Source organism: Okibacterium endophyticum (assembly GCF_054780075.1).
On the sequence record NZ_BAAGXA010000007.1, the window covers coordinates 16,451 to 30,482 of the forward strand.

Sequence of the window (14,032 nt, forward strand, 5' to 3'; positions counted from 1 at the left end):
GAGATCACTGCCGATGGGGCGGTTCCGGGACGGACGCTCATCGCCGTTGAGGATGTTCGGCACTACGCTGATGGTCTTGCCGAGCGTGAAAGGAAGGCGCTCTCCCAAACGATCTAGCGCGCCGATTTCGCGAACGGGCGTGGCATCTTCGTGCAGGCCGGCCGTCAGGTGACGTTGGCAGAAGGATGAGGGTTTCGATGTTCAATCTCACCGCGCTGTGGCTTGGTCGAAGCTTGTAGATTCCCGCCGTCACTCGAAACTGATCGTTTCCGGCGGCGTCTCGGCGGGCGGCGGCTTGCTCGACGCGCCGAGCTTCGGTCGCCGCGATGGCGCAGCTGGCAGAACGATCGTGCGGTCGCATCGGAAAGGAAGTGACCGGTCAAGAGGCATATCAACACGGCGGCAGCGGAACCTCACTCGACAGTCTCTGCGTGTGGACGTGCGCGACACGCTTCTCTATGAGACCGGCCTCAGCCTCGGGGCATGACCTGTTCGTCCAGCCTCGGGTGCAGATCGGAAAGCAGCGTGGCAGCTTCGACCTGATGCGTTCCGATGGCCCTGCGAATGCCCTCACCAATGTTTGGGCTTTCAATGCCGCCACGCTGGACGTGCTTGAGCGCGAGATCCAGTCGTGGAGCTACCTCGTGAGCAGGTTCCGGTCCGATGGGGCGGCACTGCAACTCGGAAAGTCTCGAACGATGACCCTGCCCGCGGACGCCTTGATCGACGTGGTTTATGACGCGCCGACCTCGGATCGTGATCGACAATGGCGTTCGAACATCTTCGCGGTCGCTCAAGAGGCCTGGCAGCTGGGCAGCATCACGCCGCACTCGCTTGATGAGTTCCACGCTCGCGTCGCGGTTTTGACGGATTAACGTCCGCGGGGACGGCGCCTTGACAATCTCGGCTGGTCCTACCGCAAAGCCTGCGGCATCGACGATATCGCGAACTCTGTCTGTCACAGATCTGCCCATCGTCATTCCTTGATCAATGATTTGACGATCACGGTGGACCGATTCGGATGAGCCGACGCGTCATTCGCGACGATCATGCGTCCGCTCATAGTCAGGACCGAGGCAAGATTGAATCCGCGAGGAACGCCGCCGCGACCGCCTAGACCTCGATGGTAGGACTTCTGCCGCGCGACCTACGACTGCGTTCCGCACATGTCGGTTCCGCGCATCTTGCTCCAGGGGTCATTGCTCCAGCAGCGTGATGGTCTCGGCTAGTTCTTGGGCCATGTCGATGCTCGGGTCGATGAGCCATTGCAGTTGCAGGCCGTCAGAGACGGCGATCAGTTTCGTGGCCGTGGTGTCGGGGTTCAGGGAGGGATCGAAGCGCCCGGTCTGCTGGCCGTGCCGGATCGCGTCGGTGACTCGGGTGCGTAGTCGGCTGAAGCGTTGTTGGAAGAAATCGTGGGAGGGGTGGGTGGGGTCCGCGGCTTCGGCGGCGAATGCGGTGTAGAGGTGGATGATTCCCGGGATCGTCGCGTTGTGCCGCACGACCTCGACCCAGTTGTCGAGCATGTGCGCGGGGACTTGCTCGTGATCGTCTATGTCGGGACTCCACAGCCGGAGGACTTCTTCGAGCAGCTCTTCCCGGGAGGCGAAGTAATGCAGGATATGCGCGGGCTGGATGCCGAGTTCGCGTCCGATCTTGCGCAGTGACGTGTTGCGATAGCCCTTTTCGGCGAGGACACGCAGGGCGGTCTCGAGGATCTCGTCTCGCCGAGCCCTGCCCTTCGCGTACTGTCCTCGTCCCGCCATGCCCCCCAGCGTACCGGCAAGGAGCACGCGCCTCTTGCGCGAATCCTTATCGATGGTAAAGTTTCATGACTTCGATCATTCCCCGGCGTGGTGGAGAGGCAGTGCCATCACGTTTGGGGCGGTGATGGTGCGTATCGGAAAAGGAGATGCCGTGATGGCGAAGAGGGAAAAGCTGGCCGTGAACCCACTGCCGTGGGTGATCGGCTCGGACGGGTTCGATCTGAGCGAGCGGACGTTGCGGCCAGCGCTGGCCGAGCTGGGGGAGGCGGGGTTTGACGCTCTTCAAGCTGACATCCCGAGCGCCTGGACGGTCGCTCAGTACCGTGACCTGCTCGACGAGTACGGGTTCCGTCCCGCCCCCGGGTATTTCGGGGCCGCGTTCGACGATCCCACAGAGCACCCGGCGCTCGTCGAGGCTGCACGTCGGCATGCCGCGGCTCAGGCCGAGCTGGGACTGACCGTGGCGTTCGTCGCCTCTGATCTCACGCCCGCCCGAATCGCCAGGCCGGCGCAGGGCACCGATGCCTCCGCTGACCGGCTCCGGATCGTCTCGGACGGTCTCGCGAAGGTCTCAGAGGCTGCGCTGGGCGAAGGGGTCCGATATGCCCTGCACCCGCACGTCGGCTCCTGGGTCGAGACCGAGGACGAGACGCGCCAGGTGCTCGACGCGACCGCCGGCGCAGCGTTGGCGTTCGGACCGGACACGGGGCATCTGTCGTGGGCCGGCGCAGCACCGGAGACCCTCATCGCCGACTATGCCGACCGTGTCGTCGCGCTGCATCTGAAAGACGTGGACGGCGCGGCCGTCGGCGCCGCGCGGGCCGCGGAAGCCGACTACTGGGAGGCAACCAACATGCATCACGTGTGGACAGAGCCCGGCCGGGGCCGGATCGACTTCGCAGCCGTCCTCGCGGCGCTGCCGGCAGGGTTCGACGGGTGGAGCGTGGTCGAGGTCGACGTGCCCAACCTGCCCACACCTGTGCAGAGCGCACGCACGTCGCGGGAGAACCTGCTCGCGATGCCGTTCTTCGCCTCCGAAGGGGTAAACGCATGAGCGCGCAGACGATCGGTGTCGGCCTGCTCGGCGCAGGCCCCGTGGTCCAAGCGATCCACCTGCCGACCCTGGCTCGGCTGACCGACCGATTCACCGTCCGGCACATCATGGACGTCGACCCGGATGTCGCGGCCGCTGCAGCGTCGCGGGTCGGGGCTGCGCACTCCACCACGGTGGAAGAGCTGCTGGCCGATGAGGCGGTGGAGGTGGTTGCGATCTGCAGCCCGTCGCAGTTCCACGCCGTGCAGGTGATCGCGGCGATGCGGGCAGGCAAACGCGCTGTGCTGTGCGAGAAGCCGTTCGCGACCACCCGGGCCGAGGCGGAGGAGATCGCGGCGGTCAGTGAGCAGACCGGTGTGCCGGTCATCGTCGGTGCCATGCATACTTTCGACCCGGGCTGGACGCAGGCCGCGGCCGCGTGGGGCGATCTGCCGGAGAAGGCGCATACGATCCGCTCCAGCATCGTGCTGCCGCCGAACCCGCGCTATGAGGACCTCGCCACCGAGGTGCAGGGACGGGTGCCGATGCGGCCACCGCACGGCCCGATCACCCCTGAGGTGCGCGCGGGCGCTGTCCGTGGCGGGGTGCTCGGATTGGCGATTCATGACCTTCCGCTGATCCGGGTGTTCTTGCCCGCGTTCGCCGACGTCGAGGTGCACTCGGCCGAACGGCTCGCCCCGTTCGGCTACGGCATCACCTTCACCGCAGGCGACCGCAACGTGCTGTTGGCCGCGTCGATGCACCAGCAGTGGAAACCGCGCTGGGAGCTCGAGGTGATCGCCGACGACCAGTCGCTCCACATCGATTTCACGCCGTCATATGTGCACGCCGGCTCAGCAATATCGACCCTGAGGGCTGCGGATGGGAGCGCACGCCGGTTCGGGCCGTTCGGGTTCAACGGCTACGAGGGCGAGTGGCAGGCGATGCACCGCGTGGCGACCGGCGATCTCACCGCCGTCCCGCCCCTAGCGACGCTGATCGATGACCTCACCTTCGCGGTCGACATCGCCGAGAAAGCCGCGACCGCACTACTCGCCGAGGAGACCGCAGCATGACCACTCTCGAAACCCAGGCCGCCCAGGTGACCGTTTCCGCGCGGCCCGGCGCCGAGGCCCTCACCGCGAACGTCGTCGCGACACTCCCCGTGTCGTTCGCTCACGCGTCTGATCAGCCGGCGGACCTGATCGCCGTCACCGGCGCACCCGGATGGCCCCAATTGGCCAGCGACGCTCTCACCGGCGGCGCACACGGCATCATCGTGATCGACCCCACCGCGGACGACCCCGCCGCAATCGAAGCACTCGCCGCACAGGCGGAGAAGCAGAAAGCGGTCACAGTGCTGAGCGAGACCTTCGCCGGCAATCCCGCCATCCGGCCGCTCCTCGATGCACGCCCGGATGCCATGAACGGACTGGGTGCGGTGTTCATCGACAGCGTGGTCGCCGGGGGGAGCGCCGCGGACCAGCTGCTGACCCATCTGCGGGTGCTACGTGCTCTCGGCCTCCCAGAAGTCGTCATCCGTACAGCCACGACGGCGCACGAGCGCGGTGTGATCTGGGCCGGCGAGGCACACGGGAGACCAGCCGACGGAGGTGTGCTGCTCAACGGCATCACCGCGCTCAGCGATGCCACCTCACCGCAGGTGTCGGTAAGGGGTGCAGCGGCCGAGCGAGCGGTGGAACTCACGCTCCCCGCCGCTGACACAGCGCAGCCTGCATCGGTCGTCTATACCGACACCACCGGTGCGCACCAGCTGCCGACGATCTACGAACACGCCCACCGCGCCGCCTGGCGTTACGCCCACCAGGCCCTCACCAACAGCACCCCCGGAACAACGACGGTGCTCCGTGAGTTCGCCGCAGACGTCACACGCGTCCGCGGCGTACTGAGCTGAACCAGCTCCTCACCCGGGTGCGATCAGGCGACGTAAGCCGACTCTGCGCCCATCCTGTATCGATTCCTCAACGAAGCGGACAATTATGTCAACCTCAACAACCCCACCCATCGACGCACGCGCAGCAGAAGACGAGCCGGTCGAACGGGTGAGCAACTGGTTCATCTTCACGTATTGGTTCGCGCAGTTCGCGAACTGGATGGCACTACTCACGCCGGTGGTCGTGACCATCGCGTTGAAGGTCGCAACCATCGCCACCCCCGAGGAGAAAGCCGCGCAACTGGGCATCGTCCTCGCCATCGGCGCTCTGTCTTCGGTGATCGCCACCCCGATCTGGGGCGCGCTCTCAGATCGCACCACGGCCCGGCTGGGGCGCCGCAAGACCTGGATGCTCATCGGTGTGATCGGTGGCGGCATCGGCTTGACGGTCGTGGCGCTCTCACCCAACCTGTTTGTGCTGGGCGTGGGCTGGTTCATCTGCCAGATCGCGTTCAACGCGAACCAGGCCGCGCTCAACGCGCTGCTGCCCGATCAGGTACCCGATCATCAGCGCGGACGCGTCTCAGGCCTCCTCGGGCTGTCCTCGCGGGTCGCCACCCTCGCGGGAACCTTCGTCACGGTATACACCACGGGCAGCGACCTGCTGATGTTCCTCGTACCGTGGGCAGTGAGCGCGGCTTCCATCGGGCTGCTGTTCGCATCGTTCACGGACAGTCCCGCCGATCCTGCGGCCCTGCGGCCCTACTCGTGGAAGGAGTTCGGGCGCACGTTCTGGATCAGTCCCCGCAAGCATCCCGACTTCGCGTGGGCGTTCGCCTCCCGGTTCCTGCTCTTCATCGGAATCTCCTTCCTGACGACGTATCAGGTGTACTTCCTCACCGACCACCTCGGTGTGGCGACAGACGATGTCGCCGGGTTGATGACGATCTCCGGCCTCATCATGGCCGCGATGACCGTGCTGGTCTCGATCGCGGGCGGCTGGCTGTCCGACCGCACCGGGCGCCGCAAACCGTTCGTTCTCGCCGCCGCGATCGTCGCCGGTGTGGGCCTGCTCGTTCTGGGCACGGCGTCCGACCTTCCGCAGTTCTTCATCGGTGCGGCGATCGAGTCCGCCGGAGCCGGGCTGTACCTCGCCGTCGACCTGGCGCTGGTCGCTGCGGTGTTGCCGAACAAGGCCGATACCGCGAAGGATATGGGGGTGTTCCAGATCGCCAACTCGCTGCCGCAGTCCATCGCGCCGGCGATCGCACCGATCTTCCTTATGATCGGTTCAGGTGGCACGGCAGACAACTACGTGGCCGTGTTCACCGCGGCCGCCATATTCGCCGTGATCGGCGCCGTGCTCATCCTTCCCATCCGCGGCACCCGCTGACGCCGCTGCCCCCTCGACGAACGGAGAACCTGCCCCATGCGCCACACATCACCAGCCCGCGCTCCACGGGTAGGGATCATCGGAACCGGAATGATCGCGGCCGCCCACCTGCGCGCCGCTCGCAACGCCGGTGGCCACGTGATCGGCGTGCTCGCGTCACGGCCCGAGAAATCGACCGCCACTGCTGACGCATGGGGCGTGGCGGCGGGATATCCCGACCTGGGCGCGCTTCTGGCCGACCGGCCGGACGTGGTGCACGTCTGCACGCCGAACAGCACCCACGTCCCCTATGCAGAGGCGATCATCGCAGCGGGCGTCAACGTGGTCATCGAGAAACCCATCGCCACCACCGTGGACGATGCGCGACGGATCGTCGACGCAGCATCCGCGGCGGGCGTCATCGCGACGGTTCCGTATGTGTACCGATACCACCCGCTGGTCCGCGAGATCCGCGCCCGCCGGATCGCGGGCGATCTCGGAGAGATCGCTCTCGTGCACGGCTCCTACCTGCAGGACTGGCTGCTGTCGCCGGATGCATCGACGTGGCGAGTCGACCCGGCCGAAGGCGGTCCGTCCCGCGCGTTCGCCGACATCGGATCGCACTGGTGCGACCTCGCCGAATTCGTCTCCGGCGAGACCTTCGCCACAGTGACAGCCGCCACCACCATCACACATCCCACCCGCCCCGCGGGCAGCACAGCCTCGTTCTCGACGGTGGGGGCTTCCTCGGAACGGGTGCCGGTCACGACCGAGGACATCGCCGTGGCCACGTTCCGCACCGACCGTGGCATCACCGCGAACACGGTGATCTCGCAGGTCGCGGCTGGCCGGAAGAACCGGCTCTGGCTGGAAGTGGACGGCACCAGGGGTTCCGCGGTGTTCGACCAGGAGCAGCCCGAATCGATCTGGCTTGGCACCGAGAACGGCGCGCTCACCCTCCACCGTGGGGAGGGAACGGTCGCCCCGGACCAGGAACGACTGAACCGGACGCCACCCGGGCATCCGCAGGGGTGGACAGATGCCTTCGACGCGTTCGTCGCCGACACCTACGCCGCCGTCCGCGGACAGGAACCCGACGGCCTCCCAACCGTGGCCGACGGACTCCGCTCCGTGCAGATCGTGTCGGCCGTCCTGGAATCAGCTGCCAAGGGCACCTGGACCGACATCCCGGCCTGACACACAGCACCACACACCGGTGAAAAGGAGAAACGACAATGAGCACAACACGTCACCCGGTGACACTGTTCACCGGCCAGTGGGCCGACATGTCCTTCGATGAGCTTGCCCGCCGAGCGGCCGAGTGGGGCTATGACGGACTCGAGATCGCCGCCTCCGGTGACCACCTCGACCTGCAACGCGCCGACGAGGACGACGCCTACGTGCAGTCCCGGCTCGACATCCTCGACAAGTACGGCCTCAAAGTGTGGGCGATCTCCAACCACCTCGCCGGCCAGGCTGTGTGCGACGACCCCATCGACTTCCGCCACCAGGCCATCCTGCGCGACTACGTCTGGGGCGACGGCGACGGCGAGGGAGTGCGGCAACGCGCGGCGGAGGACATGAAGCGGTCTGCGCGCGTGGCCCGCAAGCTCGGCGTCGACACGGTCGTCGGATTCACGGGATCGAAGATCTGGCCATACGTCGCGATGTTCCCGCCCGTCTCGGCCGAGGTGATCGACGCCGGGTATGAGGACTTCGCGAACCGGTGGAACCCCATCCTCGATGTGTTCGACTCCGAGGGTGTCCGCTTCGCCCACGAGGTCCACCCGTCAGAGATCGCTTACGACCACTGGACCAGCGTCCGCACACTCGAGGCAATCGACCGGCGCGAGGCCTTCGGCTTCAACTGGGACCCCTCCCACATGGCCTGGCAAGGCATCGACACCGTTGGGTTCATCACCGACTTCGCCGACCGGATCTACCACGTCGATTGCAAAGACACCCGGATCCGCACCGCATCGGGTCGTCAGGGCATCCTCGGGTCGCACCTGCCGTGGGGCGACCCGCGACGCGGCTGGGACTTCGTCTCCACCGGCCACGGTGACATCCCGTGGGAGGATGCCTTCCGTGCGCTCGCCGCCATCGGCTACGACGGGCCCATCTCGGTCGAGTGGGAGGATGCCGGGATGGACCGGCTGCGCGGCGCTGCCGAGGCGGTCGGCTACATCCGCTCACTCCTGTGGAAGCTGCCGGAGGTCTCGTTCGACGCCGCCTTCAGTAACCAATAGCACAATGGATCGCAGAGGAGTGGAAGAACAACAGCGAAGATGAGCAGACGCTCGGCATCGCAACTGTCCATAAAGACATCGGCAGAGACCGAGACCGCGACGGTGTCCTGACCGAAGTCGTCGCGGAGGCCGGCGATCTCGAGGAAACCCTCTGGTATCCACCGAACCGTGATGGGTGTGATCCGGGACAGGTCGGTGCCGGTGCCGAGCCGGGTGACGCCGTCGAACGTCAGCCCGCCCGATTCGATCGATATCATCGCGGTATGACCTTCGTCGACGAGTCAGGACCTGTTCCGGCGAAACCCGCAGCCTGGCCCTGGCGCGTGGCGCTCCGCTTTCTCGCTGCCCTGGTGATCCTGGCCGGCCCGGCGATGATCGTCACCACGCTCGTCTTCGTCGAGGGCGCTGAACGCTGGATCTCGCTCGGAATCGATCTCGTTGTGTCGGTCGTGCTCCTTCCCTTCGGGATCTGGTTGTGGGTGTGGATGTCGCACGAGCACAAGCAGTCACTCCGGCTCCGCAAAGTCGGAGTCCCGGCATCCGCGGAGGTGCTGGACCTCACACCGGCCTCCTACGGAGAAGAGTCGGGCATGCGGCTCACGGTGCAGATCAGCGGGCCAGGCGTCTCACCGTTCCACACGAGGTTCACGTGCGCCTACGACTCGTCTGTGACCGTCGGCGACCGTCTCGGTGCGATCGTGGACCCAGGGACGAACGCGTACGCCATCCCGACCCTCCGCTGAGGGCGCGGGCCGGCTCACAGCTGAGTGGGCTGGCTCCTCGGCAGCCAGGTCATGCGTGAGACGCATGGCCGGCACAGTGTGGAATCGATCGTCTCGGCGGTGATCGGCCCGGTGTCTGGAGAGCTGCCCTTCGCTGCTGTCCGGAAAAGAGAGAGAAAAGGGTTGCCTAACCTAACTCGCTTGCGATAGCGTCTGAGCAAGTTAGGCAACCCTAAGTCACTCGGTGGCCGTCGATGCCTGGCCGCTTCGGCAACCAGAGGGTGTCGACGATCGACGCAATCATGCGTCACCAGAGTCTTGGAGCCGGGCGACCCGAACGCGCGACTACGCAGAAGGAGAGCCGGGACGAATGCTGTCGAAAGGACTCGTCCCGGCCGCCGCGCGGCCTCAAGTCGTACAGCGAGCGCTGTGCGGACGAGAAATGGGCGAGGCCGTGAGGCTGCCCGACACTCTACGGAGGAAACGATTCACATGACAAATCAGATGACAGGGGAGCACACCCGCGCAGCACGCTCACGTGGCCGGATGCCGGCCATGCTGTTCGCGCTTCTCGCGGCGGTCTCACTGGCCGTTCTCGGGGCGCAGCCCGCGAGCGCGGTCTCGCTGAACAGCGTCACTCCCGACAGCGGGCTCTCGAGCACCGACACGGTGAATGCCTCGGTGACCTTCGTGACAGGGGAGGCGTTCTTCGCTCTCGCAGAGTGCAACGTCGACTACGACCCGGGAACGGCGTGCAACGCCGACACGGCGATCGGACTGGTTCCGGTTCCCGGTACGGGAACGTTCGTCTTCGACCTGGATGTGGCGTCGAGCTTCGACAACAGCAGCTTCATCCCGGGAGAGAGCGGTCCCGGCGGAACAACCGACTGCCTTCCCGCGCTCGGCGGGTCCCAGTGCGCGGTGTACGTGTCCACGTACAGCTCCACGGGAACCCACCTCGACGACAAGCTGATCAACATCTCCTTCTGAACGACCGGAGGCGGGATGCCGCGCAGCGTCGCGGCATCCCGGCTCCGCCCTCTGTCGCCCCCAACCTCCCGTTCCCGTAGATGACCCGAAAGCCCTGCTGATGACATCCGTTCGCCGCTTCGCCCACCGCACCGTCGCCGTGCTGATCGCCCTGCTTCTCGCCCTGACCGGTCTGAGCACGCTCAAGCCTCAGGCGGCGCACGCGGAAGAGACCCCTGTCACCACCGGCGCACTGACCTGGGGCATGAAAGCCTCGTGGCGCACCTACGTCGGCAAGACGATCCTGTCGCCCGAGGTCACCCAGACCGATGCAGGCGAGTACGTGTTCCCGTTGGTGAGCGGAGGCTACGACCCAGAAACCGGCGCGACGGCGCTCGAATTCGACGGCACGGTGCAATGGCAGGGGCACTGGTTCCCAGACGAAGGCGGAGTGAGCATCCCCGACGGCTACCAAGGACCAACCGAGATCTACATTCTCGATGTGACGATGACGCGCCCCTCGATCACGATCAACGCCGACGAGGCGACCCTCAGCGCCGACGTCGTCTCGCGAGATGTCTCCACCTGGCAGCTGCGCGACTACGGCCGGATCGTGATGGCTACCCTGAACATCGACGACATCGATCCGGTGGTGCAGAACGGCTCGGTGAACTGGTCGGCGATTCCGGCGTTCATCTCCCGGCCTGCGGCCACCGGCGTGTTCGGCGGCTCATACAAGACGGGCCAGTCCGTCGACCCGGTCAGCATCGACTACCACGGGCAAGGGGGCAGCCCGGTCTACGACGAACGGTGGACCGCCCCGAACACCCCCACGGTAGCGCTCGACGATTCCGGGATGGCCACGCTCGACACTTCGTGGACGACCTGGTGGACCGATGCAGAGGCGGGGATCGTGCACCGCCGCAAGTCCGTGCTCGACGCCAGCGGGCAGTCCTACGTCTTCCAGGCATACTCGCTCACAGAGCTGAAGGACGTCGGCGAACCGCTCGTGCTCCCGCGAGAAGAGGGCTCATCCCTCGCGAAGACGGCGTTCTTCGTCGACGCCGACACGCACCGGGCCTATTTCCGATCCGGCGCGAAGGGCACGCCACTCGACCTCTGGGTCCAATGGGACCCTGCCACGCAGAGCTACTCCCGCGGAACGGATGCCCAATTCGCCCCGCGGGGAGACGCGGGAACCCTGATCTGGGACCAGGAGCGTCACACCGCATACACGTTGAGCCTCGACATCCCCGACGGGGTCGCGGCCGACGATCCCGACAACATGGTCTGGCACCTGAACCAGTACGCTCAGCAGGGCGACGGCTCGTACACCGAGCAGCGATACCCGCTGCCGAGCGGACCGAAGGGTTGGAATCTGCGCTGGTACCCGGTCGACGGCGCCAACAGCGCCTCCGTCGCCTCCGACGGTTCGATCATCCTGACCCGGCGAGCGGGAATCTCCCCGTTCGGCACCGACCCGGCACCCGTCGACCAGTTCGACGTGCAACGCATCAGCATCGCCGACGGCACAGCTACCGTCACCGAGATCCCTGGAACCGATGTCGGGAGCCGCACCTCTACCGGGTTCACCAAAGTACTCACCGGCGCGAACGGCCTCGCGGTTCTCGCCCGCACCGCGACGGCATCCCGAACCGCGATGGTGCAATTCGTGCGCCTCGGCACCGACGGCACAGCGAGGGTCGCCGATCCGGTCGAGGTGCCTGACACGCTGCTGACGGAGTTCGCGCTCGACGACCAGGAGGCCACGGCGTGGGCCGTTGCATCCTCGAGCCAGCACCTCGCCGCGATTCGCGAGACCGGGGTCATCTCCGACGACTACTTCGCCACCGTCCACCCGCGTGCGGCCGGCGTGCTGATCGGGCCGGATCGCGCTGTGTACGCTCTCAGCGGAGACGGCACCCCCTACAGCACCGGACAACCGCTCTGGTTCGGGTTCGGACGCTACGCCATCACGGGACACTCGCCGGCGATCGAGACTCACCCCAGCTCAATCGTCAGGAACGCGGCAGAAGGCGACACAGCGATGTTCACCGCCGCCGCGACCGGCAGCCCGGATCCGACCGTGCAATGGCAGCAGAAGGAGCCCGGCTCGCAGAAGTTCCACGACATTTCCTCTGCCACCGAGCAGACCCTGTCCGTTCCCGTCACCGACGACGTCAACGGTGTGCAGTACCGAGCCGTGTTCACCAACTCGGCGGGCGCGCTCGCGAGCGACCCGGCGACTCTCACGGTGCTCTCCGCCCCCGGCATCGTCGTCGCGCCCGGATCGATCACCGTTACGGAGAACGGAACCGCGGAGTTCCAGATCATGCCGTCGGGAAACCCTGAACCCACCATCACCTGGGAGACGAACGCCGGCGACGGCTGGACATCCGTCGCCGGGGACCAGTTCACAGTGGACGGCGGATACCTCACCGTGACCGGCGTCAGCAGGGAGCAGGACGGCACCCGGTTCCGGGTCAAACTGGTCAACTCCGTCGGAACCGTCTACAGCGACGACGCCGTTCTCACCGTCACGGCACCGCCGACGATCCCAGAGGACGGTGTCACCCTCGACGGGGTGACACTGGAATGGTTCGGCAGCGAAGAGATCCAGGGTGTTCCCCCTGCGGGCGGAAGCAACTTCTTCTCTGCCGGCACGTCGGACGGCACCGAGAGCGGCTACCGCGCGACCGACGGTGACGTCTCCGTCATCCATCGCACAGCCGACGGAACGGAGACCCCGGCCAGCTGGGAGACCCGTGCCGTGCAGACGAAAGAGGATGCGGATGCCGTGCAACTCGTCCGGCTCGGCGCCGGCACCGCGACGCTCGCAGCAGACGGATCCGGCAGCATCGCCTGGTCCGGGTCGTTCAGCGTGAACTTCTATGGCGGAATGGTGCCCTTCACTCTCACCGACCCGGTTCTCACCCTGGACGAGCGCGGGGGAGGCACCCTGACCGCGGACCTCGGCGGATACGCGTCCAGCCAAGACAACCCCGGGCAGAAGACCCCGCTCGCCCCCGTCGCCGACGTGGTCATCGCCACGTTCTCGGGCGTGACCGTCGACATCGAACACGGCTTCACCGTGACGCCCGACTATCAGGGTGTCGAGCTGTCCGTGCCCGACGACCAGACGGCACAAGACCGCACCGGCGCCGGCTGGGGATCCTGGCCGCAGTCCTGGGTCGACGTGCACTTCTTGACCGGACTGTCCTCCTACTGGTACTCCTCCGGCGGAGCGGCAGACCCGCACAAGGCGCCGGCGCCATTCACCGTCGGCTTCACCGATGCAACCACTCCGCAAGAACCGGTGACTGTCGCTCCCACCGTCACGGCTCAGCCGCAGTCGGTCAGGGTCACCGCAGGTGCCGACGCGACATTCTCCGCAGCCGCCGATGGCACACCGACCCCGAGCATCCAGTGGCAGTCGCTGCTCCCCGATGGCGGGGACTGGAACGACATCCCCGGTGCAACGGAAACCAGCTACACCGCCACCGCTGTGCCCGAATCGGCAACAGGCACCGAGTACCGCGCCGTGTTCGCCAACGCTGCGGGCCAGGCCACGACCGACCCGGTGACCCTCGCTGTCACACGCGCCGGCGCCGGCACCGACTCGGGGAATCCGGGTGAGCCTGAGAACACCATCGCAACTGGTGTGGCGGGGGCGAGGCTGTCGAACACCGGCGCTGAACCTGGTGCGCCGCTCGCCGTCGCAGCTCTGGTGCTGCTGCTGGGCACAGCCATGGTGGTCGTGGCCCGACGGCGGAGCAACGCGCGACGCGGGCTCGCCGCCGGGCGGATCAACCCCGAGGGCTGAAAGCGGCGGGGCGGCACACGGGGGATTCGAGACGCGCGAGAACTCGCCGTACACGTTGAGAGAATCAGTGTGTCCGTCGGCGGCGGAGGGTGAACGTGAGGTCGATGTGTGTCCTGACCGCACGCGTGCCGCTCGCTTGATGTCGAGCTCACGGCCTGTGCCGTTGCCTACTCCTCTCCAATGGGAAGAACACCCGCGGAGATG

12 protein-coding genes are annotated in these 14,032 nt (G+C 66.5%); 10 read left to right on the top strand and 2 right to left on the bottom strand.

Translation table 11 applies throughout. The annotated features are described in order from the left end of the window. Positions 1-506: 506 nt before the first annotated feature. Positions 507-875 (top strand): hypothetical protein, encoded by a 369-nt coding sequence (locus ACYVF5_RS09910; protein WP_460945851.1) that lies wholly within the window; start codon positions 507-509, stop codon positions 873-875. Positions 876-1,196: 321 nt separating this feature from the next. Here ACYVF5_RS09910 and ACYVF5_RS09915 read toward each other — a convergent pair whose 3' ends face one another. After that, the gene (locus ACYVF5_RS09915) at positions 1,197-1,766 is read right to left on the bottom strand and encodes a TetR/AcrR family transcriptional regulator (RefSeq protein WP_460945853.1); all 570 of its coding nucleotides are present in this window, start codon (positions 1,764-1,766) and stop codon (positions 1,197-1,199) included. 154 nt (positions 1,767-1,920) lie between these two features. Here ACYVF5_RS09915 and ACYVF5_RS09920 point away from each other — a divergent pair, with 154 nt between their 5' ends. The 6 genes from ACYVF5_RS09920 to ACYVF5_RS09945 all read left to right on the top strand — a co-directional run bounded on the left by ACYVF5_RS09920 (position 1,921) and on the right by ACYVF5_RS09945 (position 8,314). Beyond that, positions 1,921-2,820: a sugar phosphate isomerase/epimerase family protein gene (locus ACYVF5_RS09920; RefSeq protein ID WP_460945855.1), complete on the top strand. Its 900-nt coding sequence runs from the start codon at positions 1,921-1,923 to the stop codon at positions 2,818-2,820. After that, positions 2,817-3,875, top strand: coding sequence for a Gfo/Idh/MocA family protein (locus ACYVF5_RS09925; protein WP_460945857.1), 1,059 nt, complete (start codon positions 2,817-2,819; stop codon positions 3,873-3,875). The genes ACYVF5_RS09920 and ACYVF5_RS09925 overlap by 4 nt, the downstream gene beginning before the upstream one ends. Continuing rightward, the gene (locus ACYVF5_RS09930) at positions 3,872-4,714 is read left to right on the top strand and encodes a hypothetical protein (RefSeq protein WP_460945859.1); all 843 of its coding nucleotides are present in this window, start codon (positions 3,872-3,874) and stop codon (positions 4,712-4,714) included. Before ACYVF5_RS09925 ends, ACYVF5_RS09930 begins: the two co-directional genes overlap by 4 nt. A gap of 85 nt (positions 4,715-4,799) precedes the next feature. After that, complete coding sequence (locus ACYVF5_RS09935) at positions 4,800-6,086, top strand: MFS transporter (protein WP_460945861.1); 1,287 nt, start codon at positions 4,800-4,802, stop codon at positions 6,084-6,086. A gap of 36 nt (positions 6,087-6,122) precedes the next feature. Beyond that, positions 6,123-7,262 (top strand): Gfo/Idh/MocA family protein, encoded by a 1,140-nt coding sequence (locus ACYVF5_RS09940; protein WP_460945863.1) that lies wholly within the window; start codon positions 6,123-6,125, stop codon positions 7,260-7,262. A gap of 38 nt (positions 7,263-7,300) precedes the next feature. Then, a complete protein-coding gene (locus ACYVF5_RS09945) occupies positions 7,301-8,314 on the top strand; it encodes a sugar phosphate isomerase/epimerase family protein (protein WP_460945865.1) in 1,014 nt (337 codons plus the stop codon). Here the strand turns inward: ACYVF5_RS09945 and ACYVF5_RS09950 are convergent. Beyond that, positions 8,248-8,571: a hypothetical protein gene (locus tag ACYVF5_RS09950; protein ID WP_460945867.1), complete on the bottom strand. Its 324-nt coding sequence runs from the start codon at positions 8,569-8,571 to the stop codon at positions 8,248-8,250. The genes ACYVF5_RS09945 and ACYVF5_RS09950 overlap by 67 nt on opposite strands. 6 nt (positions 8,572-8,577) lie before the next feature. Between ACYVF5_RS09950 and ACYVF5_RS09955 the strand changes: the two genes are divergently transcribed. The 3 genes from ACYVF5_RS09955 to ACYVF5_RS09965 all read left to right on the top strand — a co-directional run bounded on the left by ACYVF5_RS09955 (position 8,578) and on the right by ACYVF5_RS09965 (position 13,828). Beyond that, positions 8,578-9,057 carry a hypothetical protein gene (locus ACYVF5_RS09955; RefSeq protein ID WP_460945869.1) on the top strand — a complete coding sequence of 160 codons (480 nt, stop codon included), beginning with the start codon at positions 8,578-8,580 and terminating at the stop codon, positions 9,055-9,057. A 471-nt stretch (positions 9,058-9,528) separates the two neighbouring features. After that, entirely contained in the window at positions 9,529-10,026 is a 498-nt protein-coding gene (locus ACYVF5_RS09960; RefSeq protein WP_460945871.1) for a neocarzinostatin apoprotein domain-containing protein, read from the top strand. A 100-nt stretch (positions 10,027-10,126) separates the two neighbouring features. Then, positions 10,127-13,828, top strand: a complete 3,702-nt coding sequence (locus ACYVF5_RS09965) for an HtaA domain-containing protein (protein WP_460945873.1) — start codon at positions 10,127-10,129, stop codon at positions 13,826-13,828. Positions 13,829-14,032: the final 204 nt, after the last annotated feature.